Source organism: Pseudomonas syringae (genome assembly GCF_000737245.1).
Classification (GTDB): Bacteria; Pseudomonadota; Gammaproteobacteria; order Pseudomonadales; family Pseudomonadaceae; genus Aquipseudomonas; species Aquipseudomonas syringae_J.
This window is the reverse complement of record NZ_JPQU01000048.1, coordinates 19492-44956: the sequence shown is the minus strand read 5'-3', so window position 1 is coordinate 44956 and position 25465 is coordinate 19492. Positions and strand designations below refer to the sequence as shown.

Genomic DNA, 25465 nt, shown 5'->3' with positions numbered 1-25465 from the left:
CACACCGCAGAATTGATGGCGCTCATACCAGCCTCTTCCCGGCTGAAGCCAGTCCGACGTCGGGTTGTGTCGTGGGACCGGCTTAAGCCGGGAAAGCGTTGAGCATGCTCGACCTGCACGGCCCAGGCTCCGACATTTCCGGATAACCATCATCAATGTCTATAGCGTCACAGTGCTCTTATTCTTTGCCTTCAGATCCAGAAGGGAAGCAAAGGAATGCAAGGATATGCCCACGAACGTCTTCTTCGCACCAATCGATTCTCCAGGCCTGGCCACAGCTACCTGATAACTTGCGTCATAAAAGATCGCCACCCCGTATTCAGCGACTTCCATATTGGTCGCATGCTAGTCAGTGAAATGAAGCGCCTGCACAACTCTGATGTCGTGAACTCACTGGCATGGGTGATTATGCCGGACCATTTTCACTGGCTGCTTGAGTTGAAGTCAGGATCGCTGGCGACGCTCATGCAGTCGCTGAAAGGCGGTAGCTCCTTCGCAATCAACAAGGCATACGGTGCCAAAAAGCTCACATGGCAGAAGGGTTATCACGATCGCAGGGTACGGGTCGAAGATGACTTGGCGGAGATGGTTCGGTACGTCATAGCCAATCCGGTAAGAGCCGGGTTGGTTGAGCACAAAGGGGATTACCCATTATGGGACTGTGTATGGACATGGGACGTGCTCTAGCCGGGAAGGTGTGAGGCGTCACACCGCATAATTGATGGCGCTCATACCGGCCTCTTCCCGGCTGAAGCCGGTCCCACGTCGAGTTGTGTCGTGGGACCGGCTCTAGCCGGGAAAGCGTCAGGTTTCACACCGCAGAATTGTGGCTCCCCTATCAACCCATCCACCATCGGTCTGCGCGAGTCTCCGCGCCCGGCGAGGCCGCGTAATTCCTTATTCAGGTACCAACCAGAATAAAACGCCGACACCCCATAGCCCCTCGCAATAACAATATTGTATCTCGCGATAAAAATCTCGAAACCACTTCAAATGATTCTCACACACAACATAGCAAACAGCACATCCCCAAAATCAACGTACTACACTAACACTCGAGTACACACGCCAAACGACCGAATAACACCACCCACCAACACGGAGATATAACTCCATGTTTAAAACTTTACTAAATCGCCACTACCATAATACTGACAAGTTGCACTTACACATCAGAACAACTAAATAGACCTGCTCAACATATGCCGCCCAAAGCTATGTCATATAGCACGGGAGAATTGGTAGCATGGCAAATTACCGAACGCTTTAACGAGACGCGCGTCAACTGTGGAACTGCAACACAACCGGCGTTTCTATGTAGTGGCGTGCTCATCAGATATGCCGATTTTTACCCAACTTACCATGTCTGGGATAACTCTATAGAGGCCCACACGAAAGGCGGCGTTTCCTTTGGCTGGCTGAGAACAGACTCACAATTCATAGAGCTACTGGGGGAGGACGGCTATCTCTTCTCACCGCCCTTTTATGCCATTGGGAAATTGGCGCCAGAAGTGCTTTGCTCGTTCCCACAGACTGCGCTCTCGTTCCTTCGGGAGGGAACAGGCTGTGGCGCAATGCCTAATTTTCCGACCAGTGAACCCTGCCAATCCCAAGGCGTTACTAGCGCAAGCGGTTGGTATGACCATTTTACGACGAGCCAAGGAGGACAGGAAACTACGTGCGGCTTCGATGTAAGGCGTGCCTTAGGTGCTGGCGCAACGACCGCTTTTATCGCAACACTAGAGGCAATGGAGCTTTATAAACGCAATCACGGAGAGGGCGTTTTCGCGCGTAGCAATGAATTAGTGCTTGCGGTATGGCCTGACGGCGAGGGCCGCAACCTGCCCTTACAAGCGTTTTGGTATAACACCGCCTGGAATTTTGGGGCACGTGAAAATGCGCAACGCAATCAGCTCGATTTTAAAAATGTGACAGGCCTCAGTGTACCTATCACTGCTATTCAAACCCTACATACGGCGGAGGAGTTCAGATTCGACTACCTACCCGAGGATCAAGTTATTGATATCCCTTAATCTCATGATTGATCTGAACGCTTTTCTGGTCACTCCATGACCCTCTAGTGTAAAGGTGATTATATCCAGCAAGCGTTAACTCGTTAGCGAGCGCCTGTGCAGAGCAATCAAAACTATTGCATGCTGAAAATCAGGCTCTTATTAGATTAGACGCAAAATGATTATCTGAATTGACATGCTTTCCTGCAAGAGCGTAGACGCGCCTGGACGACGGGTGATCTCACCGCAGCTCTCCAGACGCGCCCCACAAGCCTCTCATCACTCAGCAATCAACCAATCCATCTTCCAGTCACCCTTGGTTTGTCCCAGCTTCTGCGCCAGATACGGCAGCAGCTCGCGCAGTTCTTCTTCCAGGCCCCAAGGTGGGTTGGCGATGGCCAAACCTGAGCCGTTGAGGCTGGCGGGGGTGTCGAGCGGGTGGACGTACAGCTCGACGCGCAGCAGTTTCGGCGCGCCGGTTTCGGCCAGGTCTTGGTAGAAACGCTTGAGCAGGCGCTGATCCTTGACTGGATACCAGATGGCCGCCACGGTCTGGCGCATACGGCCGATGGTTTCTTTCAGGGCGACTGCGCAGCGCTTCATTTCGTCGAGCTGCTCAAAAGGCGGATCAATCAGCAGCACCGCCCGCTTCTCGCCTACCGGCAACAGCGCGCGGGGCACATGCCAGCCTTCCCCCAGATGCACTGCCACGCGACGATCGCCCTTCATGTTTTCTTTCAACAGGCGCCCGTCTTCCGGGTGTTTTTCGTTGAGCAGAATACGGTCGTTGGCGCGGGTCGAGCGGCGGGCGATTTCGGGGGAGCCGGGGTAGTAACGCAATTCCCCATCGGGGTTCATGTCATGCAGCAATTGCATGTAATCGGACGCCAGCGCAGGCAAATCCGGCGCATCCCACAAGCGGGCGATGCCTTCCAGGTATTCGCCGGTGCGGCTGGCCTGATCGCCTTTGAGGTCATACAGCCCTAGCCCGGCGTGGCTGTCGATATAGGCGAACGGCTGCTCCTTGCGTGCCATCAGGGCAAACAAGCGAGTCATGATCAGGTGTTTGAGCACATCGGCGTGGTTGCCGGCATGGAAAGCGTGGCGGTAATTCATGGCAGCTCCTCGAAGGCTGCGCAGTTTAGCAAATTGACGCGGGCATTATTTGATCGCAGCCTGGGCTATCCGAAAACGACCTGATCATAGGCATGACGGCCATCCCTGCAAACGGACCTTGCCGATGCCCCCTGGCACTACCAGAATCACCCCATACCTAAACAAAAAGGAGCGCATGGGATGATGCACGTGGACTTGATTGACCAGGAAGATTTGATCAGCCAGCTCAGGGCAATCGGCTTCGAGATGCCCTCCGGCGCAACTGCCGAGCAAGCCTGCGCACAAGCCGTCTGCGGCCTCACCGACGACCGAGCCACAGCCCTGCGCCGCCTGGTAGAACAAATGCTCAGCGGCAGCGCAACGATCTTGCCAGCAGTAAGGCAGGCGATCGATAAACAGTTGTTGCCGGCATTGGTCGAGTACAAGCAGGCGCGTGGGTGAACTCAATTTCGTCACGGGCCCCATATTGGCGTGGGACCGGCTTTAGCCGGGAAGGCGTCGCGCGTCATAACTCAGAACAGCGCTCAGACCGGCCCGTTCCCGACTGAAGTCGGTCCCACGACAACAGTGGCGTCTTACAACCGCACACTCGCAAAGGTCGACTCGTTCCGGGCCTGGCTCAAGGCCGATAGCGGGCCTGACAGCGGAGCGAGGACCATGGCTTGCGGGATTGGCATCATGGCGACTTGCTGGGTGGTGTTGGAGCCCACGCGTTCGTCACGCGGCGGGATGCCGAAGTATTCGCGGTAGCATTTGGAGAAGTGTGGCGTTGAGACAAAGCCGCACACGGAAGCCACTTCGATGATCGACATCGGCGTTTGCTTGAGCAATTGCCGAGCGCGGATCAGGCGCAGTTTCAGGTAGTAACGCGACGGCGAGCAGTGCAGGTATTTCTGGAACAGCCGCTCCAGCTGACGCCGGGAGACGGCGACGTAGACCGCCAGCTCATCCAGGTCGATGGGCTCCTCAAGATTGGCTTCCATCAGCGCGACGATTTCCTGCAGTTTCGGCTGATTGGTGCCCAGCATGTGCTTGAGCGGCACGCGCTGGTGATCCTGCTCATTGCGGATGCGCTCGTAGACAAACATCTCGGAAATCGCGGCCGACAGTTCACGACCATGATCGCGACTGATCAGGTGCAGCATCATGTCCAGCGGCGCGGTGCCGCCCGAACTGGTGAAGCGGTTGCGGTCCAGGGTGAATAACCGAGTGCTCATGGCGACCCGGGGAAAGGCTTCCTGCATCGAGGCCAGGCATTCCCAGTGCACGCTGCAATCAAAACCATCGAGCAGACCCGCGCAGGCCAATGCCCAACTGCCGGTGCACACCGCACCCAGACGCTTGGACTGACGCGCCTGGCTCTGCAGCCAGCTGACGTGCTCACGGGTAACCGTGCGCTGAATGCCCACACCGCCACAGACAATGATTGTGTCCATGGCTGGGGCCTTTTGCATGGCGGCGTCAGGGGTGATCTGCAGACCGTCGCTGGCCCAGACCTGACCGCCGTCGGCAGTTAGTGTGGTCCAGCGATACAGCTCACGACCGGACAACTGGTTAGCCATGCGCAGAGGTTCAACCGCTGATGCGAGAGAGATCAGAGTGAAGTTATCCAACAGCAGAAAACCGATGGATTGTGGTGCGCGATTCTGGGGTTGCGCCCCGGAGTTGAACGAAGTCATCACGGTATCTCCTCACACAATGCGGTTGGAGGCCTCAGGTGGAGGCTCTTGTTATTGCCCCATGTAAAGCAGGGCTTTGTGATGACAACGCAAATGCCATGCCTAAACTTGAATGGCCATTCAATAACCCCTGAAAACGACGTCGTGATGTGTCTATTCAGCAGCGACGCGGGTTGTCGATTTGCGACGCGAGCAAGCTATGCGAGCCGCATGGCATGGGTTGGGTGAGCACTTCGGTAGCACTTGTGTAGGTGAGAAACCGGCCGTCGCACGGCAGTGTCACTCAACGCACGGAACGGCCTGACTGCAGCGCGCCCATAGACATAGCATTGCGCCATATTCATTGGCTTTCGCGCCAAAAGGTCGCAGTGGATGAGGTCGGTGACCAATAAGAGCGCAGCCTATGGCATGACGCCAAAATCCTGTGGGAGCGACCGGGGTGGCGCTCCACCTTGCTCGCGAAGACACCGGCACATCCGACACATCATCTGGGTCGGTTAGACCGTCTTCGCGAGCAAGCTCGGCTCCCACAGGGATATGCATCGTTCGATCCATTAGGGAACGTACCACTCAAATGACCATCCAAAACCACCGGGGCGGGTGAATTGAGGGGTCAGCAGACGTTAAATGCAGCTGCTACGCTGCATCATCGGGCCATTGCAAGTGCTTGCATCACCCCATACCGACTCACTCATACCCACCAACGCCGCCCGCCAGTCAAAGGGTCGTCACGCGCCGGTTTTCGCCGCTTTTACGCAGCAAAAGTGTCCTTGCGGCATGGAAAAAAGCTGTAAGCGACGTCACCGGCACTGGATACGACTCCCTATGTACTGGTTACGACCCCCCCTGTAGGCGTTTGATTTTTGCTGTTACATGATCGCTATCGACTCAATCGCCAGCCGCAGTGAAAGAGCCTTGATCAAACGCTTTGTACTACAGCCGAAAAAAACACAAACCGCATTGGCTCGCGTAGCTGATGACGAGAAGAAAATCCAAAGGGAGTGCTCTTGATGAAAGGTTCTAAATCGCTGCTACTGGCTGTTGCTTTAGGCATGCCGGTGCTGGCCCAGGCCGCCGAGCCCGCGCAGTGTCATACGGTCAATTTTTCCGACGTGGGCTGGACTGACATCACCGTGACCACGGCCGTGACCAGCGCAGTGCTCGAGTCTTTGGGCTACAAGACCAAGACCACCATGATCTCCGTACCCGTGACCTACAAGTCCCTGGCTGACGGCAAGAACATGGACGTGTTCCTCGGCAACTGGATGCCGACCATGGAAAACGACATCAAGCCGTATCGTGATGCCGGCACCGTGGAAACCGTGCGCGCGAACCTGGAGAACGCCAAGTACACCCTGGCGGTCCCAGAGGCCCTGTATAACAAGGGCCTGAAGGATTTCTCCGACATTGCCAAGTTCAAGAAAGAGCTGGACGGCAAGATCTACGGCATCGAGCCAGGCAACGATGGCAACCGCCTGATCCAGAGCATGATCGACAAGAATGCTTTCGGCCTGAAAGACGCCGGTTTCAAAGTGGTCGAGTCCAGCGAAGCGGGCATGCTTTCGCAGGTTGATCGTGCATCGCGCCGTAACACCGACGTGGTATTCCTGGGTTGGGAACCGCATCCGATGAACACCCGTTTCAAGATGAAATACCTGACTGGCGGTGATGAGTTCTTTGGCCCGAACTTCGGCCAGGCGACCATCTTCACCAACACGCGCAAAGGCTACGCTCAAGAGTGCAGCAACGTGGGTCAATTGCTGAAAAACCTGTCGTTCACCCTGCCGATGGAAAGCACCCTGATGGGGAAAGTCCTGGACGACAAACAGAAGCCTGACGTAGCCGCCAAGGCGTGGCTCAAAGCCAATCCGCAGGTGCTCGACACCTGGCTGGCCGGTGTAACAACAGTGGACGGTAAACCAGGCCTGGAGGCCGCCAAAGCCCAGCTGACGAAGTAATCCGACAGGCAGGCGGGTTCGCTCGCCTGTTGTCCCCTTTCCTCCCGCAAGCGGAAAATCGATACCATGCTGACTGATCATAAAATCCCTCTAGGCGAATACATCGCGGCCTTCGTCGACTGGCTGACCCAACACGGCGCCAGTACTTTCGACGCGATCGCCTCAACGCTGGAAACCATGATCCATGGCCTCACGTTTTCGCTGACCTGGTTCAACCCTTTCGTTCTGATCGGCCTGATCGCCGTGCTCGCCCACTTCATCCAGCGCAAGTGGGGCCTGACGGCTTTCGTGATCCTGTCGTTCTTGCTTATCCTCAATCTGGGGTATTGGGAACAGACCATGGAAACCCTGGCGCAGGTGCTGTTCGCAACCTTCGTCTGTGTATTGATCGGCGTGCCGCTGGGCATCATTGCCGCGCACAAGCCGATGTTCTACACCATCATGCGGCCGGTTCTGGACCTGATGCAGACGGTGCCAACCTTCGTATACCTGATCCCTACCCTGACCCTGTTCGGACTGGGCGTGGTGCCCGGCCTGATTTCCACAGTGGTGTTTGCCATCGCCGCGCCGATCCGCCTGACGTATCTGGGTATCCGCGATGTGCCCCACGAATTGCTGGATGCCGGTAAAGCCTTTGGCTCTTCACGCAGCCAACTGTTGACCCGCATCGAACTGCCTTACGCCATGCCAAGCATTGCCGCCGGTATCACCCAATGCATCATGCTGTCGCTGTCGATGGTCGTGATCGCGGCACTGGTAGGCGCTGACGGCCTGGGCAAACCCGTGGTCAATGCACTCAATACCGCCGACATCGCTCTAGGCTTCGAAGCGGGTCTGGCGATTGTATTGCTGGCCATCATGCTCGACCGCATCTGCAAACAACCCGAAGCTAAAGTGAGGGCTGACGCATGAGCATTATTAAATTCGATAACGTTGACGTTATCTTTTCCAAAGACCCGCGCGAGGCGCTCAAGCTGCTCGATCAGGGCATGACCCGCGATCAGATCCTGAAAAAAACCGGGCAGATCGTCGGTGTTGAAAAGGCCACGCTGGAAGTCGAAAAAGGCGAAATCTGCGTGCTGATGGGCCTGTCCGGCTCGGGTAAATCCAGCCTGTTGCGCTGCATCAATGGCCTCAATACGGTGAGCCGTGGCGCGCTCTATGTGGAGCACGAAGGCTCGCAGATCAATATCGCGAACTGCACCCCCGCCGAGCTGAAACTGATGCGCACCAAGCGTATCGCCATGGTGTTCCAGAAGTTCGCCCTGATGCCCTGGCTGACGGTGCGCGAGAACATCAGCTTCGGCCTGGAAATGCAGGGCCGTCCTGAAAAAGAACGTCGCAAACTGGTGGATGAAAAACTCGAACTGGTCGGCCTGACGCAGTGGCGCAACAAGAAGCCTGACGAACTGTCCGGCGGCATGCAGCAGCGCGTGGGCCTGGCCCGTGCGCTGGCCATGGACGCCGACATCCTGTTGATGGACGAACCGTTCTCGGCCCTGGACCCGTTGATCCGCCAAGGCTTGCAGGACGAACTGCTGGAGCTGCAAAACAAGCTGAGCAAGACCATCGTTTTCGTCAGCCACGATCTGGACGAAGCCCTCAAGCTCGGCAGCCGTATCGCGATCATGAAAGACGGCCGGATCATCCAGTACAGCGTGCCGGAAGAAATCGTCCTCAACCCGGCCGATGATTACGTGCGCACTTTCGTCGCCCACACCAACCCGCTCAACGTCCTGTGCGGTCGCAGCCTGATGCGCACGCTGGATAATTGCACCAGGGTCAACGGCTCAGTGTGCCTGGACCCAAGCGTCGATTCGTGGCTGGAGCTGGCAGAAGGCAACACCATCAAAGGCGCACGCCAGGGCGCGGGTCAGCTGGATCTGCAGAACTGGACGCCGGGCCAACCGATGGACAGCCTGGACCGCAAACCGACCCTGGTGCATTCCAACATCGGCATGCGCGACGCACTGCAAATCCGCTACCAGACCGGCAACAAACTGGTGCTGCAGGATGGCAATCAGGTGGTGGGGATACTGGGCGATAGCGAGTTGTACCACGCGCTTCTTGGTAAAAACTTGGGGTAACAGCCTGACACTGTAGGAGCGCGCTTGCCCGCGATGGCGGTGTGTCAAACGCCAGATTTGTCGCAGACAGACCGCCATCGCGGGCAAGCGCGCTCCTACAAAAGAATTGCATTCCATTGACTGACAGGGTGCATTTTAGAGGCTTTGCACGCGTCCACCCTTTTTTATTGATTGAACGTTCAATAAAAAACCTTTAGAGTAGCGGAGCCTTTTCGGGCAGTGCAGCAGCCCGACGAACCAGGAGATTTCAGCTAATGCCCAAGGTCGGTATGCAACCCATCCGCCGTCAACAGTTGATCCACGCCACGCTAACCGCGGTGGACCAAGTCGGCATGGGCGAGGCCAGCATTGCGCTGATTGCTCGTCTGGCAGGTGTTTCAAACGGCATCATCAGTCACTACTTTCAGGACAAGAATGGCCTGATCGCAGCCACCATGCGCCACCTGATGAATGCCTTGATCGAGAACGTCGGCGAACGCCGGCTGGCCCTCACCGATGACAGCCCACGGGCGCATCTGCAAGTGATCATCGAGGGCAACTTCGACGCCAGCCAGGTCAATGGCCCGGCGATGAAAACCTGGCTGGCCTTCTGGGCCTCCAGCATGCACCAGCCGTCATTGCACAGGCTGCAGCGGATCAACGATCACCGCCTGTATTCGAACCTGTGCTGTCAGTTCCGTCGTGTACTGCCACTGGAGCAAGCGCGAAGCGCGGCTCGTGGCCTGGCGGCTCTGATCGATGGTCTGTGGTTGCGCGGCGCACTGTCGGGCGACGCCTTCGACACTGAACAGGCGCAACAGATCGCCTACGAATACATGGATTTCCAACTGGCGAAAGCGGTGAGCTGAAACGCTTCACTTTCCTGAAGCGAGCACCGAACGACTGCATGACGGCGTTGCCCAATCTCACATGGCAAGCTGACAACAGTCATCGCCAGCCACTGAAGAATTTGCGAGGACTTTATGGCCCGTTTCGAACAGCAAAAACTCTACATCGACGGCAACTACGTAGACGCCACCAGCAATGCGACCTTTGATGCCATCAACCCAGCCAATGGTGAGGTGCTGGCTCAAGTCCAGCGCGCCTCCAAAGACGACGTTGAACGCGCTGTAGTCAGCGCCGAAAAAGGCCAGAAAATCTGGGCCGAGATGACCGCCATGCAGCGTTCACGAATCCTGCGCCGCGCCGTGGAGATCCTGCGTGAGCGTAACGATGAACTGGCAGCGCTGGAAACTCTGGACACCGGCAAGGCGTTCTCGGAAACCAAATACGTCGACATCGTGACCGGTGCCGATGTGCTTGAGTATTACGCAGGCCTGGTTCCCGCCATTGAAGGCGAACAGATCCCGCTGCGTACCTCTTCCTTCGTTTACACCCGTCGCGAGCCATTGGGCGTAGTGGCCGGTATCGGTGCCTGGAACTACCCGATCCAGATCGCCCTGTGGAAATCCGCACCCGCCCTGGCGGCTGGCAACGCGATGATCTTCAAGCCAAGCGAAGTCACTTCCCTGACTACCTTGAAGCTGGCCGAAATCTACACCGAAGCCGGCGTTCCGGATGGTGTGTTCAACGTATTGACCGGCACTGGTGCAGAGGTCGGCAACTGGCTGACAGAGCATCCGCGTATCGAGAAAGTCTCGTTCACCGGTGGCGTTCAGACCGGCAAAAAAGTCATGGCTGCTGCTTCCAGTTCTTCTCTCAAGGAAGTGACCATGGAGCTGGGCGGCAAGTCGCCGCTGATCATCTTCGACGACGCCGATCTGGATCGCGCCGCCGACATCGCGATGATGGCCAACTTCTACAGCTCGGGTCAGGTCTGCACCAACGGTACTCGGGTGTTCGTGCCCAATGCCTTGAAGGCAGCGTTTGAAGCCAAAATCGTCGAGCGGGTGAAGCGTATCCGTGTCGGTAACCCGGAAGACGAAAACACCAACTTCGGTCCGCTGGTCAGCTTCGCTCACATGGAAAACGTGCTGGGCTACATCGCCTCCGGCAAAGAGCAAGGCGCACGCCTGCTGATCGGTGGTGAGCGCTTGACCGAAGGCGAGTTCGCCAAGGGCGCGTACGTAGCCCCAACAGTCTTCACCGACTGCAGCGACGACATGAAAATCGTCCGCGAGGAAATCTTCGGCCCAGTGATGAGCATCCTCGGTTACGACACCGAAGAAGAAGTCATCCGTCGCGCCAACGACACCGAATTCGGTCTGGCGGCGGGCATCGTCACCAAAGACCTGAACCGCGCCCACCGCGTGATTCACCAGCTCGAAGCCGGCATCTGCTGGATCAATGCCTGGGGCGAATCGGCCGCAGAAATGCCAGTCGGTGGCTACAAACAATCGGGCGTCGGCCGCGAGAACGGCATCAGCTCGCTGGCGCAGTACACGCGGATCAAGTCGGTGCAGGTTGAGTTGGGTGAATACGCGTCGGTGTTCTAGTCAGTGTAGACGTGGGACCGGCTTCAGCCGGGAAGAGGCCCTTACATCCAATGCATCTCTGTGATCAGGAATGCAGTCTTCCCGGCTAAAGCCGGTCCCACGACCTAAGCAGCACCGCGCACTTGTATGGGGTGCAAGGGGTCGAATGAGTACGTCATTCCCCCTCCCCGACTACTTTCAAAGAGGGTGCAGTAATGTCCCAGGAATTCGATTACATCATCATCGGCGCAGGATCGGCCGGTAACACTTTGGCAGCCCGTCTCACCGAGGACGCAGGCGTCACCGTTCTGCTGCTTGAAGCAGGCGGCCCGGACTATCGTCTGGATTTCCGCACACAAATGCCTGCCGCACTGGCATTCCCGCTGCAAGGCCGTCGCTACAACTGGGCCTATGAAACCGATCCAGAGCCACACATGGGCGGCCGCCGGATGGAGTGCGGGCGCGGGAAAGGCCTTGGCGGTTCTTCGCTGATCAACGGCATGTGCTACATCCGTGGCAACGCCATGGATTACGACGGCTGGGCGAAAAATCCGGGCCTGGAAGACTGGACCTACGCCGACTGCCTGCCGTATTTCCGCAAGGCGGAAACCCGTGACATCGGCCCCAACGATTACCACGGCGGCGATGGCCCGGTCAGCGTGACCACGCCAAAAGCCGGTAACAACCCACTGTTCCACGCCATGGTTGAAGCGGGCGTACAGGCCGGTTACCCGCGCACCGATGACCTCAACGGTTATCAGCAGGAAGGTTTCGGCCCCATGGACCGCACCGTAACGCCCAGAGGTCGTCGGGCCAGCACAGCTCGCGGTTATCTGGACGAAGCCAAGAAGCGCTCGACCCTGACTATCGTCACCCATGCCCTGACCGACCGGATTCTGTTCGACGGCAAAAAAGCTATCGGCGTTGCGTATCTGGTGGGCGACAGCGATGCACGCATCGAGGCCCGAGCCCGCAAGGAAGTCTTGCTGTGCGGTGGCGCGATTGCCTCGCCGCAGATCCTGCAACGTTCAGGTGTCGGCCCGGCTGAAGTCCTGAATGCGCTGGACATCCCCGTGGTGCATGACTTGCCCGGCGTTGGCCAGAATCTTCAGGATCACCTGGAGATGTACCTGCAATATTCCTGCACCAAGCCGGTGTCGCTGTACCCGTCTCTGCTGTGGTGGAACCAGCCTGCCATCGGCGCAGAGTGGATGTTCCTTGGCACGGGCATTGGCGCCAGCAACCAGTTCGAAGCGGGCGGTTTCATTCGCTCCCGTGAAGAATTCGAATGGCCGAATATTCAGTACCACTTTCTGCCGGTAGCGATTAACTACAACGGCACCAAGGGCGTACAGGAGCATGGTTTCCAGGCCCACGTGGGCTCGATGCGTTCGCCGAGTCGTGGCCGGGTGCAGGTCAAATCGAAGAACCCACGGGACTACCCGAGCATTTTGTTCAACTACATGTCCAGTGAGCAGGACTGGCAGGAATTCCGCGACGGCATCCGCCTGACCCGGGAAATCATGCAACAGCCCGCGCTTGATCAGTACCGTGGCCGTGAAATCAGCCCCGGCATTGAAGTGCAGTCTGACGAAGAGCTCGATACCTTCATTCGTGAACATGCCGAGACGGCCTATCACCCGTCGTGCTCGTGCAAGATGGGCACGGACGAAATGGCTGTAGTCGACGGCGAAGGCCGCGTAGATGGCATGCAGGGCCTGCGGGTTGTGGATGCGTCAATCATGCCGCTGATCACCACCGGCAACCTGAACGCGCCAACCATCATGATCGCCGAGAAAATCGCCGACAAGATTCGCGGCCGCGCCCCATTGCCACGCAGCACGGCTGACTACTTCGTCGCCGCTGGCAAGCCAGTGCGTGGCAAGCCGGTACGGGAAGTGAGTCGTACGGCTAACTGACACCCGTCCCGGCAGGTACAGCGCAAAGCCCCTGTGGGAGCGGTGCTTGCCCGCGATAAGGTCGCCGCAATTCTAAAGTGAACCGCGTCCAGCCTTATCGCGGGCAAGCACCGCTCCCACATTGGATCGTCGGTGCCTGCCCCCTACCGTTTTTATCTTGAGGCTTGAAGCTTGCCGCTTGAAGCTCCCGCGCCAGCGGCCTAATCTAGCGTCAGTCCCAAGATCAACCCCCCCGCTTCAATCGACAAGCCGGCAATGACTGGCCACGAGGCTTACACATGTTTGATGTAGTTTCTTCGAGCAAATGGCCCACCGGATATCTGATCAACCCCAACGCCGAGCCGCTGGACCCGAAGTGGCTGACCGCTTTCAGCAAGATTCCTGCTGCCGCCGTCAGTGACTGCCTGGGTCGTAACGTTGGTGGTCTGGGCCTCAAAGCCTTCCACGGCAATGCACCAATGCTCGGCAGCGCGCTGACCGTGCGTGTGCGTCCCGGCGACAACCTGATGATCCTCAAAGCCATGCAAATGGCTCGACCTGGCGACGTGCTGGTCATCGACGGCAGCGCCGACCTGACCCGTGCCGTATTCGGCGGCATCATGCGCGCCATGGCCCTCAAGGCTGGCATCGTCGGTGTGGTCATCAACGGTGCACTCCGTGACTTGGACGAATGGCAGACCGGTGAGCTTCCAGCCTACGCCATCGGCGGCGTGCATCGCGGGCCGAGCACTGACGGCGGCGGCGAAATCAACGTGCCGATTTCCTGCGCAGGCATGCTGGTCATGCCCGGCGACTTGATGATCGGCGATGGCGACGGCGTAGTTGCCGCAGCCCGCGCCGAATTGCCGGAACTGCTGGTGCGTTGTCAGGACCTGCTGGCTCGTGAAAAAGCCACCCTGGCGGCCATCGAAGCCGGCACCCTGGACCCGGATCGTTTCGACGCCATCCTGCGTGCCAAGGGTTGCCCTCTCTGATCCACCCCGCTCGACTGTAGGAGCGCGCTTGCCCGCGATAAGGCCGGAACGGCCTTCAATCTGATTTGGACTCAAATCTTTTGCCAGCGCTACGCACTGGATCGCGGGCAAGCGCGCTCCTACGGGCCATTAGTCCCGCATAGCATAGAGGCCACTCTGCATGTTCGATCTCTCCGCTCAGCTCTCTCAGCGGTTTGCCGCCCTGCAGAGCCGCGCCCAATTCTTTTCCCTGCGTTACGTCCGCCAGACCAGCCAGCACTTGTGCGTGCGCAAGAACGTCGCCGAGCCGCCGCACTTGAGCAGCGACGAAGGCGCAATGCTGACCGTGCGCCTCAACGGCGTGGAAGCCTACGCGGCGACCCGGGACTTATCGCAACGCGGCCTGCAAGCGGCTTTGGAACAGGCGGAACAACACGCCTCACGCCTTGCGCCCCATGCGCTGCTCGATCTCAGCGATCAGCCAGTGGCGACCGCGCGTGCCGATTACCTATCGCCGCATCTGCACGATGCCTTTGCGCCGCTCAGTGACTGCATCGCGCTGCTGATGAGCGAGTCCAGCGCCGTGCCCAAAGACGAACGCCTGGTGAACTGGCAAGTCAGCCTGGGCCTGGAAAACGTCGAGCAGATCTACCTGAACAACGCTGGCGCGCAGATTCGTCGAGCCCAGCGCTTTGTCTATCCGGGCATGACCGTCACCGCGTTCGACGGCAGCGACAGCCAGACCCGCAGCCTGGGTCGGGACAATTTCGGTCAGCAAGGCGGCGCGGAAGTCATCAGCAATTGCGGACTGGTGGGCGCAGCCGCTCAAGTTGCCGACCAGGCCTTGCAGCTAATCATGGCCCCCAACACGCCGAACGGGCCTCGCGACCTGCTGTTGATGCCCGACCAGATGATTCTGCAAATCCACGAATCCATCGGCCACCCGCTGGAGCTGGATCGCATCCTGGGCGATGAACGCAACTACGCCGGGACCAGCTTCGTCAAAGCCAGCGACTTCGGCCACTTGCAGTACGGCTCAGAGTTGCTCAACGTAACCTTCGACCCGGAAATCCCCGAGCAACTGGCCAGTTACAGCCACGACGACGATGGGACTCCGGCCAGCAAGCAATTCCTGATTCGCAACGGGCTGCTGGAGCGTCCGTTGGGTGGCGCGCTGTCGCAATACCGTGCCGACATGCCTGGCGTCGCCAACAGCCGTGCCTGCGGGTGGAACCGTCCGCCCATCGACCGCATGGCGAACCTGAACATCGAGCCTGGGGACAAATCCCTTGAGCAGTTGATCGGCGGTATCGAACACGGTGTGCTGATGTCCACCAACCGTTCTTGGTCTATCGACGACGCGCGCAACAAATTCCAGTTCGGCTGCGAGTGGGGCCAGTTGATCGAGAACGGCGAACTCAAAGGCGTGGTGAAGAACCCCAACTATCGGGCGATTTCCGCGCAGTTCTGGAAAAACCTCAGCGCCGTGGGCGACCGCAGCACGTTCAAAGTGCTCGGCACACCCAATTGCGGCAAAGGCGAACCCAACCAGGTCATACGCGTCGGCCATGCCTCGCCAGCCTGCGTATTCAAGCAAGTCGATGTATTCGGAGGGGATGCCTGATGTCGCATCAAGAGCAATTTCAGGCACTGGTGGAAACGCTCAAGGCCGCGATCACCGGGCAGGAACATTTCACCCTGGCCTACAACGCCGAAGAGTCGGATTTCATTCGCTTCAACCACGCCAAGGTGCGTCAGGTCGGCCACGTGCAGCAAGCCAGCGTGACCCTCAAGCTGATTGACGACGAACGTCATGCCGATCTGCAACTGACCCTTTGCGGCGATGGCACGGTAGACGCCCAGCGCTTGATTGAAGCGCTGCAGCAGTTGCGGGAAATCCTGACGCTGCTCGACAAGGATCCGTATCTGCAGCCCAACACCGAAGCCTGGCAGCACACAAATATTCAAGACGTTGCCTTGCCGGACAGCGAACATGTGGTCGAACACATTGCGCGGCTGGCACAAGGTCTGGATCTGGTTGGTTTCTACGCGGCTGGACCGCTGTACCGCGGCTTCGCCAGTTCAAGGGGCGCTTTTGGCTGGCATCAGGCCAACAGCTTCAATTTCGACTGGAGCCTGTTCCACGAGAACGGTCAGGCGGTTAAAGCCAACTACGCCGGCCATGAATGGAGCGACGCCGCTTTCACCCAGCGTTTTGCATCGGCTCGCGAGCAGTTGGAGTTTCTCGGCAGACCGCTGAAAACCCTGGCGCCCGGCCAATACCGCGCCTATCTGGCGCCAGCGGCCATGGACGAGATCGTCGGCATGCTGTGTTGGGGAGGTTTTTCGGCGCAGTCTCTGGCGACCAAGACCAGTCCGCTGCAACGGCTGTACAGCGGCGACGCACAGCTCAGCCCTTCGGTTAGCATTGATGAGCAAGTCACCGGTTCGCTGTCGCCAGCGTTTTCCGGCGAAGGTTATCCACGCAAGGATCTGGCGCTGATCGCCAACGGCCAGGGTCGCGAACAACTGGTCGGTTCGGCCAGCGCTGCGGAATATGGGTTGCGGGCCAATGGCGCCGAGCCGTGGGAGTCACCGAGCTCATTGAGCATGGCGGCGGGAAGCCTGGCGCTGGAGCAGATTCTGCAAAAGCTCGGCACCGGCCTGTACATCGGCAACCTCTGGTACCTGAACTACTCCGATCAGCCCGCTGCACGCCTGACCGGCATGACCCGCTTCGCCACGTTCTGGGTCGAAGACGGCAAGATTCAGGCACCAGTGAGCACCATGCGTTTCGACGACAGCGTCTACAGCTTGCTGGGCAGTGCACTGGAAGAATTGACCACCGACCGGGAACTGATTCTCTCCACAAGTACCTATAGTCAGCGCCAGACAGCTTCCAGCCAGTTGCCGGGGGCGTTGATCAGCAGGTTGACGTTGACGCTGTGACAGCAGCCGAAGGCAAACCTGTGGGAATGGGCGGCGATCCGTCGTGGGACCGGCTTTAGCCGGGAAGAGGCCAATGCAACCAAAATATTTGCTGCGTCTGGAATGCAGCCTTCCCGGCTAAAGCCGGTCCCACGACTGGTTGTCGTCCGCTCCTCCAACAATCACCGCAATAAAAACAAGGACCCCCATGCCGACCACCACCCCGCTTCTGGATGAAAAAACCCTTCGCTGGTTGCCCTGGGTTGTGGCTATCGCGTTCTTCATGCAGAGCCTGGACGGCACCATCCTCAATACCGCGCTGCCGTCCATGGCGCGGTCGCTGGCTGAAGACCCCTTGCGCATGCAGTCGGTGGTCATTGCCTACATGCTGACCATCGCCTTGCTCATCCCGGCTTCCGGCTGGATTGCCGACCGGTTCGGGATCAAACAGATTTTCTTCAGTGCCATCCTGCTGTTCAGCTTCGGTTCGCTGCTCTGCGCGATTTCCAACTCACTGGGCATGCTGATCGGCGCGCGAATCGTTCAAGGGCTTGGTGGGGCGTTGATGCTGCCCATCGGGCGGCTGATCGTATTACGGGCTTATCCGCGCTCGGAGCTGGTGCGGATCATGAGTTTCATCACCTTGCCCGGTCTGCTGGGCCCGTTGATGGGCCCGACCATGGGCGGCTGGATGGTCGAGTACCTGAGCTGGCACTGGATCTTTCTGATCAACATTCCGGTGGGCATTGTCGGTTGCTGGGCGGTGCATCACTTCATACCCAACCTGCCCGGCGGCGGGCGAACACGATTCGACGGGGTGGGCTTTGCGCTGTTTGGTGCAGCGATGGTCCTGATCACTATTGCGCTGGAAGGCCTGGGCGAATTGCACTTGCCGCACCTGCGCGTGGTGCTGCTGTTGTTCGCCGGCTTCGGCTGCCTGGCGGCTTATTGGCTGCGGGCCGGACACGTTGAATCGCCGCTGTTTGCTCCGTCATTGTTCCGCACCCGAACCTTTGCTGTTGGCATCCTCGGCAATCTGTTCGCCCGGCTGGGCAGCGGCGCCCTGCCCTTTCTCATGCCGTTGCTGCTGCAAGTGGCGCTGGGCTACTCGCCGTCCCAGGCCGGGATGAGCATGCTGCCACTGGCCGCTGCGGCGATGTTCGCCAAGTCGGTTGCGCGCTGGCTGATCGAGCGGCTCGGTTATCGGATCATCCTCACCGGCAACACCTTGATGCTGGGCATTCTGCTGTCGAGCATCGCTTTGGTAGATGCACAAACCCCTTACTGGATGCTGCTGGTGCATCTGGGTCTGCTCGGCGCGGTCAACTCCTTGCAGTTCACCGCGATGAACACTGTGACGTTGATCGACCTAGACGACGCCAGTGCCGCCAGCGGTAACAGTTTGCTGTCGGTGGTGGCGCAATTGTCGTTGAGCTTCGGCGTGGCGTGCGCAGCGGCGTTGTTGGGTGGCTTTACCGAGCAGGTCTCGACCGGCGAAGTCAGCAGCGTGCTGGGCGCGTTCCAGCTGACCTTCCTGACCGTGGGCGTGATGGCGATGCTGGCGGCGGGGATATTCCTGCAATTGCCGTCGCGTGAGTTGAAAGCCAAGGCAGCTTGACCCTGTGATCCCCTGTGGGAGCGAGCTTGCTCGCGAAGGGGCCAATCCATCCAATGACTTTGTAGCGCCTGAAAAATTTTCTTCGCAAGCAAGCTTGCTCCCACTGGGGATCCTATCCAGGAGTCAGGTAATCACCACCCAGCGGGAGCGAGCCTGATGGCCTCGTGACCTGATACACTGCGCGACATTTTGTTTTGCAGGTCCACTGTCGTGACTAACACCGCTTTCAATACTTTGCCTCTGTCTGCCGCCATGCTGGGTAACCTGGAGTCCCTTGGTTATGCCGAGATGACGCCGATTCAGGCGCAGAGCCTGCCGGTGATTCTCAAGGGCATGGACTTGATCGCCCAGGCCAAAACCGGTAGCGGTAAAACCGCAGCCTTCGGTATCGGTCTGCTCAATCCGATCAATCCGCGCTACTTCGGCTGTCAGGCACTGGTGCTGTGCCCGACGCGGGAACTGGCTGACCAGGTGGCGAAAGAAATCCGTCGCCTGGCCCGTTCGGAAGACAACATCAAGGTCCTGACCCTGTGCGGTGGCGTGCCGTTTGGCCCGCAGATCGGTTCACTGGAGCATGGCGCGCACATCATCGTTGGCACCCCAGGGCGCATTCAGCAGCATTTGCGCAAAGGTTCGCTGGTGCTTGATGGCCTGAACACGCTGATTCTCGACGAAGCCGACCGCATGCTGGACATGGGCTTCTACGATGCCATTGCCGATATCATCGAGCAGACCCCGAAAAAGCGTCAGACCCTACTGTTCTCCGCCACTTACCCGGTTGGCATCAAGCAACTGTCGTCCAAGTTCATGCGCGATCCGCAGACCGTCAAAGTCGAAGCGCTGCACGCCGACAGCCAGATCGAGCAGATCTTCTACGAAATCTCCCCGGAAGATCGCCTCGACGCAGTGGTGAAAGTCCTCGGTCATTTCCGCCCGCAGTCCTGCGTCGCGTTCTGCTTCACCAAGCAGCAATGCCAGGAGGTGGTCGATCACCTGACCTCCAAAGGCATTTCAGCTGTTGGCCTGCATGGCGACCTGGAACAGCGTGATCGCGATCAGGTATTGGCAATGTTCGCCAACCGCAGTACTTCGGTATTGGTTGCCACTGACGTCGCGGCCCGTGGTCTGGACATCGATGCGCTGGACATGGTGATCAACGTCGAACTGGCCCGTGACTCCGAGATGCACATTCACCGCGTCGGCCGTACCGGTCGTGCGGGCGAAAAAGGCGTGGCCGTGAGCCTCGTTGCACCGTCCGAAAGCCAACGTGCCCGCGCCATCGAAGAACTGCAGAAAGCCTCCCTGCGCTGGGAGCAACTGGACAGCCTGAAAAACGCTGGCGGTTCGCAGTTGATCCCGACCATGAGCACCCTGTGCATCGGCTCTGGCCGCAAAGACAAGCTGCGTCCGGGCGACATCCTCGGCGCGCTGACCGGCGAAGCTGGCATCCCTGGCGCTCAGGTGGGCAAAATCGCGATTTTCGACTTCCAGGCCTACGTGGCCGTTGAACGCGGCGTCGCCAAACAGGCGCTGGAGCGTTTGAACAACGGCAAGATCAAAGGCAAATCGCTGCGCGTCCGGATTTTGTAAGGTCGCAAACCCAGCGCAGGACCTGTGGGAGCGGTGCTTGCCCGCGATAAGAGCAACGCGATTCTAACGCGAACCGCGTCCAGCCTTATCGCGGGCAAGCACCGCTCCCACAGGGGCCGTGCTTAAACTCTCCCGAGGAAATCGCTTTGCCCGTTACTGACGTTGTGATCATTGGCGCTGGCGCCGCAGGTTTGATGTGCGCGCTGACCGCCGCTGCTCGGGGGCGCAAAGTGATGTTGATCGATCACGCCAACAAACCCGGCAAGAAGATCCTCATGTCCGGTGGCGGACGCTGCAATTTCACCAACATGTACACCGAGCCGAGTAATTTCCTGTCGCAGAACCCGCACTTCTGTAAATCGGCTCTGGCGCGCTACACCCAGTGGGATTTCATCGCCATGGTCGGCAAGCACGGCGTGCCGTACCACGAGAAAAAACTCGGCCAGCTGTTCTGCGATAACAAATCCAGCGACATCCTCGAAATGCTTCTGGACGAGTGCAAGCAAGCCGGTGCCAGCCTGCACATGGACACCTCCGTGCAGCAGATCGAGAAAACCGAAACCGGCTATATGCTGGCGACGACCCTGGGCAACATCAGCTGTGCATCGCTGGTGATCGCCACCGGCGGGTTGTCGATCCCGACCCTGGGCGCGACCGGTTTTGGTTATCAAGTCGGCAAACAATTCGGCCATACGCTGCTGCCGACCCGGGCCGGGTTGGTGCCGTTCACCATCACCGATCAGCTCAAGGAATTGTGCACCGAGCTGTCTGGCACCTCAGTGGATTGCCTGGTCAGCTGCAATGACACGAGTTTCCGCGAGAACATCCTGTTTACTCACCGGGGCCTCAGCGGTCCGGCGATCCTGCAGATTTCTTCGTTCTGGCATCCTGGCGATGCGGTGGAGATCAACTTGCTACCCGATCATGACGTCGCCAGCTGGCTCACTGAGCAACAAGCCGACCGGCCGAACAGCGAATTGAAAACCTTGCTGGGAGAAATCTTCACCAAGAAGATGGCCAACCTGATCGCCGAGCAGTGGTTCGTGTCCAAACCAATGAAGCAATACACCCATGCCGAGCTGGCTGATATCGCCGCAAAACTTGCGTCGTGGCAGGTTGTCCCAGCAGGCACCGAAGGCTATCGCACCGCCGAAGTGACGCTGGGCGGCATCGATACCCGCGAAGTGTCGTCCAAGACCATGGAATCGCTGAAATCACCGGGGCTGTATTTTGTCGGTGAAGTGCTGGACGTCAGCGGCCACCTGGGCGGCTTCAACTTCCAGTGGGCGTGGGCGTCGGGGTATGCGGCTGCGCAGTTTGTTTGATGAGCTGAACACAATTTTCTTCTGTGGGAGCGGTGCTTGCCCGCGATAAGGACACCGCAACTTTAAAGTGAACCGCGTCTAGCCATATCGCGGGCAAGCACCGCTCCCACAGGTTTAGATCTCGATCGCTCTTGCGACACAATAAATTTCACCCAGCCGATGTACAGACCCGGCTCATGCCTGTACATATCCACTCAGCCTTGATCAACCGTGAAACAGCCCCTCTATGGCCTCGAAATCTCTTCGTCATACTTTCCGCCGTCTGTGGGCGCTGGATAAATTCAGTTACAGCGTTCGGGTATTCATTGCCCTGACCGGCAGCATGGCGCTGTGCTGGTATCAGAATGAAATGGGCCTGCTGATCCCGCTGTTTCTGGGGATTATCGCCTGCGCACTGGCAGAGACCGACGATAGCTGGCAAGGCCGTCTGAATGCACTGGCGGTAACGCTGGTGTGTTTCAGCATTGCAGCACTGGCGGTTGAGCTGCTGTTTCCCTATCCATGGATTTTCGCCATCTCCCTGGCCGTCGCCAGCTTCGCGCTGACGATGCTTGGTGCGCTGGGCGAACGCTACAGCGCCATTGCGTATGGCACGCTGATTCTCTCGGTCTACACCATGATCGGCGTCGATCAGCGTGGCGGCCAGGTGCTGGACTTCTGGCATGAACCGATGCTGCTGGTGGCGGGTGCCGCCTGGTACGGTTTGTTGTCAGTGCTGTGGCAGATGCTGTTTTCCAACCAGCCAGTGCAACAGGCGCTGGCACGGCTGTTTCGTGAACTGGGCCAGTACCTGAAGCTGAAATCCAGCCTGTTCGAGCCGATCCGTCAGCTGGATGTGGAAGCCCGGCGTCTGGAGTTGGCGCAGCAGAATGGCCGGGTCGTTGCAGCCCTGAACGCCACCAAGGAAATCATTCTGCACCGGGTCGGCAGCGGTCGCCCCGGCTCGAAAGTCAGCCGTTACCTGAAGTTGTACTTCATCGCCCAGGACATCCACGAGCGCGCCAGTTCCTCGCATTACCCTTACAACTCCCTGGCCGAAGCGTTTTTTCATAGCGATGTGCTGTTCCGCTGCCAGCGTCTGCTGCGCCAACAAGGTTCAGCCTGCATAGCCCTGTCGGAATCGATCCAACTGCGCCAGCCCTTCGTCTACAACGACAGCTTCGCCTTCGCCATGGAAGACCTGCGCGCGTCGCTGGAGCACTTGCGCATCCAGAGCAATCCAGCATGGCGCGGGCTGTTGCGTTCGTTGCGTGCCTTGGCGAACAACCTTGAGACCCTTGACCGCCTGCTCAGCGACGCAAGCAACCCGGACGCAGTGGCCGACGCCACCGACAGCTCGCTGCTGGACCGCTCCCCACGCACCCTCAAGGACGCCTGGACTCGCCTGCGCCTGCAGATGACGCCGACGTCGCTGCTGTTTCGCCACGCCCTCCGACTGCCACTGGCGTTGATGGTTGGCTACGCGATGGTCCACTTGATTCACCCGTCGCAGGGCTACTGGATCATCCTCACCACCGTTTTCGTCTGTCAGCCGAGCTATGGCGCGACCCGGCGCAAACTGGGCCAGCGGATCATCGGCACTGCCATTGGCCTGACCATCGGCTGGGCGCTGTTCGATCTGGTTACCAGCCCCATCCTGCAATCGATGTGCGCGGTGTTGGCGGGGGTGGTGTTCTTCGTCAACCGCACCACCCGCTACACCCTGTCGACGGCGGCCATCACCATCATGGTGCTGTTCTGCTTCAATCAGGTCGGCGACGGTTATGGGCTGTTCCTGCCGCGCCTGTTCGATACCTTGCTGGGCAGTCTTATCGCAGGCCTGGCGGTGTTCCTGTTCCTGCCGGACTGGCAGGGCCGACGCTTGAACAAGGTGCTGGCCAATACGCTTACCTGCAACAGCATCTATCTGCGCCAGATCATGCAGCAATACGCCAAGGGCAAAAGCGACGACCTCGCTTATCGCCTCGCCCGACGCAACGCGCATAACGCCGATGCGGCACTGTCCACTACCCTGGCGAATATGCTCATGGAGCCGGGGCACTTTCGCAAAGAGGCGGATGTGGGGTTCAGATTTCTGGTGCTGTCACACACCTTGCTCAGCTACCTGTCAGGACTCGGCGCGCATCGGGAAACCCAGTTGCCTTCGGAGGTTCGCGAACACCTGATCGAAGGCGTCGGCGCGACGCTGGCGGCAAGTATCGACGAGATCGCCCAGAGCCTGGCCGAAAAGCAACCGGTGGCCATCCACAGCGATACTGAAGAAACCCTGGCCTCCGACCTTGAGCTGATGCCCGACGATCTGGATGAGAGCCAGAGGCTGGTGCAGACGCAATTGGCGCTGATCTGTCGTCAACTGGGTCCGTTAAGAACCCTCGCCGCGCACTTGATCAAAGCACCGACGCCGGTTACAGACCATGCCGTTTGAACGTCGCGTCATAGGTGCCGTCAGCTTTCATGGCGGCTATCTCCCGGTCGAAGTCGGCGACGATTTGGTGATGACGCGGGTTTTTCAGACTGACCAGAATATGCAGGCTGTTTTCGGTCAGTGATTTGGGCAGGAACGCTAGATTCTCGCGGATATTCTTCGGCTCCCGAGCCAGGTAGTAACGCGCGACGAACTCATCTTCCACCGCCAGATCCACTCGTCCGGCAGCCACCATGCGCGCAGCCATGATGAAGCTGGAGACCGGTACCTTTTCCAGCAACGGGTCGTTATCAAACTCCGGGGAATAGGAGTAGCCGCGCACCACCGCAATGGGCCGTGTGTAGAGCTGGCTGAGATCGCGAAACTCGACGCTGGACCGGCTGCGTTTCACGATGCGCACGCGATTGACCAGATACTCCGCCGAGAACTCACCCAGTCGCGTTCGGTCGTCGCTGTACCAGGCATTGATCAGCACGTCGTAATGGCCTTCCCCCAAACCGTGCATGGCTCGGGCCCACGGGACCTGATGGTATTCAGAGGTGTAGCCGGCACGAGCGAGCGCCGTGCTCACCAGATCGGTCGCCAGGCCGTTATTAAGCAGCGAAGCGTCGGTGAACGGCGCCCAGGCATCGGCAACCAAACGAAGTTTATCTGCAGCAGCGGCATGAGCCGTCAGCAGCATTCCCAGCAAACCCAAGGCTCGAAGCAAACACGGCATGCTCATGTTCCTGAGACGGGTATAACCCGATTAGTACACGCCAAAGATACTGGCATGTCGCCTTTATTGAAGCTGCATTCCACGGTTTTCACAACTCATACGAAGGTTGCGTTTGTGCGCTGGTGCAGCAAAAAATCCATTTAGCAATCTACTTACTGTTTCTTGACCCGCCAGCAGTGAATTCATCTCAGGGTTTTATTGGGTATCTGCCAGGATGCGTTTAGTATTCCCTCCAGATTTCCTCTGCGAGTCAGCGACATGTCAATCAACTGGATCTGCAAACACCATACCGACCTGAGCAAGGAACAGCTCTACGCCATCCTGAAATTGCGTGCTGAAGTGTTCGTGGTCGAGCAGCAGTGTGTGTATCTGGATGTCGATGGGCTGGATTTGATGGGCGACACCTGCCATCTGATGGCCTGGCAGGAAGACCGTCTGGTCGCTTATCTGCGCCTGCTCGACCCGATCCAGCAAGGCGGCGACGTGACCATTGGCCGCGTGGTGACCGCACCGTCCATCCGCAGCCGTGGCATCGGTCACGAGCTGATGGAACAGGCGCTGGAAAACGCAGAAAAAACCTGGCCCGACCAACCCATTTATCTGTCAGCCCAGGCGCACTTGCAGCGTTACTACGCGCGCTATGGCTTCGAACCGGTGGGTGAGGTTTATCTGGAGGATGAAATTCCTCACATCGGCATGCGCCGCGACCTTGAATGAAGCAAC

The 25465-nt window shown here is 58.6% G+C and carries 20 protein-coding genes; 17 read left to right on the top strand and 3 right to left on the bottom strand.

Annotated elements, in window-relative coordinates; genetic code table 11:
* Positions 1-216 precede the first annotated feature (216 nt).
* Positions 217-687: an REP-associated tyrosine transposase gene (locus tag IV01_RS08105; RefSeq protein ID WP_032630025.1), complete on the top strand. Its 471-nt coding sequence runs from the start codon at positions 217-219 to the stop codon at positions 685-687.
* 515 nt (positions 688-1202) lie between these two features.
* Positions 1203-2033, top strand: coding sequence for an N-acyl homoserine lactonase (locus tag IV01_RS0125310; RefSeq protein WP_154232248.1), 831 nt, complete (start codon positions 1203-1205; stop codon positions 2031-2033).
* Positions 2034-2291: 258 nt separating this feature from the next.
* Here the strand turns inward: IV01_RS0125310 and IV01_RS08110 are convergent, their stop codons facing one another.
* Positions 2292-3128: a 23S rRNA (adenine(2030)-N(6))-methyltransferase RlmJ gene (locus IV01_RS08110; RefSeq protein WP_032630024.1), complete on the bottom strand. Its 837-nt coding sequence runs from the start codon at positions 3126-3128 to the stop codon at positions 2292-2294.
* Between the two features lie 180 nt (positions 3129-3308).
* On the opposite strand from IV01_RS08110, the gene IV01_RS08115 reads away from it, so the two are divergent.
* Positions 3309-3569, top strand: a complete 261-nt coding sequence (locus IV01_RS08115; protein WP_032630023.1) for a hypothetical protein — start codon at positions 3309-3311, stop codon at positions 3567-3569.
* Between the two features lie 134 nt (positions 3570-3703).
* Here the strand turns inward: IV01_RS08115 and IV01_RS08120 are convergent, their stop codons facing one another.
* Entirely contained in the window at positions 3704-4807 is a 1104-nt protein-coding gene (locus IV01_RS08120) for a GlxA family transcriptional regulator (RefSeq protein WP_032630022.1), read from the bottom strand.
* 1010 nt (positions 4808-5817) lie between these two features.
* Between IV01_RS08120 and IV01_RS08125 the strand changes: the two genes are divergently transcribed.
* The 13 genes from IV01_RS08125 (at position 5818) to yccS (ending at position 24024) form a co-directional block, all read left to right on the top strand.
* Positions 5818-6765, top strand: coding sequence for a choline ABC transporter substrate-binding protein (locus IV01_RS08125; RefSeq protein WP_032630021.1), 948 nt, complete (start codon positions 5818-5820; stop codon positions 6763-6765).
* A 66-nt stretch (positions 6766-6831) separates the two neighbouring features.
* A complete protein-coding gene (gene choW, locus IV01_RS08130; protein ID WP_032630020.1) occupies positions 6832-7677 on the top strand; it encodes a choline ABC transporter permease subunit in 846 nt (281 codons plus the stop codon).
* Complete coding sequence (gene choV, locus IV01_RS08135; protein ID WP_032630019.1) at positions 7674-8852, top strand: choline ABC transporter ATP-binding protein; 1179 nt, start codon at positions 7674-7676, stop codon at positions 8850-8852. The genes choW and choV overlap by 4 nt, the downstream gene beginning before the upstream one ends.
* A 254-nt stretch (positions 8853-9106) precedes the next feature.
* The gene (gene betI / locus IV01_RS08140; RefSeq protein WP_032630018.1) at positions 9107-9700 is read left to right on the top strand and encodes a transcriptional regulator BetI; all 594 of its coding nucleotides are present in this window, start codon (positions 9107-9109) and stop codon (positions 9698-9700) included.
* Between the two features lie 114 nt (positions 9701-9814).
* Complete coding sequence (gene betB, locus IV01_RS08145) at positions 9815-11287, top strand: betaine-aldehyde dehydrogenase (RefSeq protein ID WP_032630017.1); 1473 nt, start codon at positions 9815-9817, stop codon at positions 11285-11287.
* A 194-nt stretch (positions 11288-11481) separates the two neighbouring features.
* Positions 11482-13185, top strand: a complete 1704-nt coding sequence (gene betA, locus IV01_RS08150; RefSeq protein WP_032630016.1) for a choline dehydrogenase — start codon at positions 11482-11484, stop codon at positions 13183-13185.
* Positions 13186-13463: 278 nt separating this feature from the next.
* Complete coding sequence (locus IV01_RS08155) at positions 13464-14159, top strand: RraA family protein (RefSeq protein ID WP_032630015.1); 696 nt, start codon at positions 13464-13466, stop codon at positions 14157-14159.
* 160 nt (positions 14160-14319) lie between these two features.
* Positions 14320-15762: a TldD/PmbA family protein gene (locus tag IV01_RS08160; RefSeq protein WP_032630014.1), complete on the top strand. Its 1443-nt coding sequence runs from the start codon at positions 14320-14322 to the stop codon at positions 15760-15762.
* Positions 15762-17087 (top strand): TldD/PmbA family protein, encoded by a 1326-nt coding sequence (locus IV01_RS08165; RefSeq protein ID WP_032630013.1) that lies wholly within the window; start codon positions 15762-15764, stop codon positions 17085-17087. Before IV01_RS08160 ends, IV01_RS08165 begins: the two co-directional genes overlap by 1 nt.
* Before the next feature lie 187 nt (positions 17088-17274).
* On the top strand, positions 17275-18684 hold the full coding sequence (mdtD, locus tag IV01_RS08170; protein WP_032630012.1) for a multidrug transporter subunit MdtD: 1410 nt from the start codon (positions 17275-17277) through the stop codon (positions 18682-18684).
* Positions 18685-18894: 210 nt separating this feature from the next.
* Positions 18895-20274, top strand: a complete 1380-nt coding sequence (gene dbpA / locus IV01_RS08175; protein WP_032630011.1) for an ATP-dependent RNA helicase DbpA — start codon at positions 18895-18897, stop codon at positions 20272-20274.
* A 146-nt stretch (positions 20275-20420) separates the two neighbouring features.
* On the top strand, positions 20421-21599 hold the full coding sequence (locus IV01_RS08180; protein WP_032630010.1) for an NAD(P)/FAD-dependent oxidoreductase: 1179 nt from the start codon (positions 20421-20423) through the stop codon (positions 21597-21599).
* A 226-nt stretch (positions 21600-21825) separates the two neighbouring features.
* Positions 21826-24024 carry a YccS family putative transporter gene (yccS, locus tag IV01_RS08185; protein WP_032630009.1) on the top strand — a complete coding sequence of 733 codons (2199 nt, stop codon included), beginning with the start codon at positions 21826-21828 and terminating at the stop codon, positions 24022-24024.
* Here the strand turns inward: yccS and IV01_RS08190 are convergent.
* On the bottom strand, positions 24005-24742 hold the full coding sequence (locus IV01_RS08190) for a substrate-binding periplasmic protein (protein ID WP_032630008.1): 738 nt from the start codon (positions 24740-24742) through the stop codon (positions 24005-24007). The genes yccS and IV01_RS08190 overlap by 20 nt on opposite strands.
* A 258-nt stretch (positions 24743-25000) precedes the next feature.
* Here IV01_RS08190 and IV01_RS08195 point away from each other — a divergent pair, with 258 nt between their 5' ends.
* A complete protein-coding gene (locus IV01_RS08195) occupies positions 25001-25459 on the top strand; it encodes a GNAT family N-acetyltransferase (protein WP_032630007.1) in 459 nt (152 codons plus the stop codon).
* Positions 25460-25465 lie beyond the last annotated feature (6 nt).

Excerpts from the sequence above, each read along its gene's own strand:
- IV01_RS08195 (WP_032630007.1), top strand. The coding sequence starts at position 25,001 with ATGTCAATCAACTGGATCTGCAAACACCATACCGACCTGAGCAAGGAA.
- betA (WP_032630016.1), top strand. The coding sequence starts at position 11,482 with ATGTCCCAGGAATTCGATTACATCATCATCGGCGCAGGATCGGCCGGT.
- IV01_RS08190 (WP_032630008.1), bottom strand. The coding sequence starts at position 24,742 with ATGCCGTGTTTGCTTCGAGCCTTGGGTTTGCTGGGAATGCTGCTGACG.
- IV01_RS08110 (WP_032630024.1), bottom strand. The coding sequence starts at position 3,128 with ATGAATTACCGCCACGCTTTCCATGCCGGCAACCACGCCGATGTGCTC.
- choV (WP_032630019.1), top strand. The coding sequence starts at position 7,674 with ATGAGCATTATTAAATTCGATAACGTTGACGTTATCTTTTCCAAAGAC.
- IV01_RS08160 (WP_032630014.1), top strand. The coding sequence starts at position 14,320 with ATGTTCGATCTCTCCGCTCAGCTCTCTCAGCGGTTTGCCGCCCTGCAG.
- IV01_RS08155 (WP_032630015.1), top strand. The coding sequence starts at position 13,464 with ATGTTTGATGTAGTTTCTTCGAGCAAATGGCCCACCGGATATCTGATC.
- IV01_RS0125310 (WP_154232248.1), top strand. The coding sequence starts at position 1,203 with ATGCCGCCCAAAGCTATGTCATATAGCACGGGAGAATTGGTAGCATGG.
- choW (WP_032630020.1), top strand. The coding sequence starts at position 6,832 with ATGCTGACTGATCATAAAATCCCTCTAGGCGAATACATCGCGGCCTTC.
- IV01_RS08105 (WP_032630025.1), top strand. The coding sequence starts at position 217 with ATGCAAGGATATGCCCACGAACGTCTTCTTCGCACCAATCGATTCTCC.
- betB (WP_032630017.1), top strand. The coding sequence starts at position 9,815 with ATGGCCCGTTTCGAACAGCAAAAACTCTACATCGACGGCAACTACGTA.
- yccS (WP_032630009.1), top strand. The coding sequence starts at position 21,826 with ATGGCCTCGAAATCTCTTCGTCATACTTTCCGCCGTCTGTGGGCGCTG.
- IV01_RS08120 (WP_032630022.1), bottom strand. The coding sequence starts at position 4,807 with ATGACTTCGTTCAACTCCGGGGCGCAACCCCAGAATCGCGCACCACAA.
- IV01_RS08115 (WP_032630023.1), top strand. The coding sequence starts at position 3,309 with ATGATGCACGTGGACTTGATTGACCAGGAAGATTTGATCAGCCAGCTC.
- betI (WP_032630018.1), top strand. The coding sequence starts at position 9,107 with ATGCCCAAGGTCGGTATGCAACCCATCCGCCGTCAACAGTTGATCCAC.
- IV01_RS08165 (WP_032630013.1), top strand. The coding sequence starts at position 15,762 with ATGTCGCATCAAGAGCAATTTCAGGCACTGGTGGAAACGCTCAAGGCC.
- IV01_RS08125 (WP_032630021.1), top strand. The coding sequence starts at position 5,818 with ATGAAAGGTTCTAAATCGCTGCTACTGGCTGTTGCTTTAGGCATGCCG.
- mdtD (WP_032630012.1), top strand. The coding sequence starts at position 17,275 with ATGCCGACCACCACCCCGCTTCTGGATGAAAAAACCCTTCGCTGGTTG.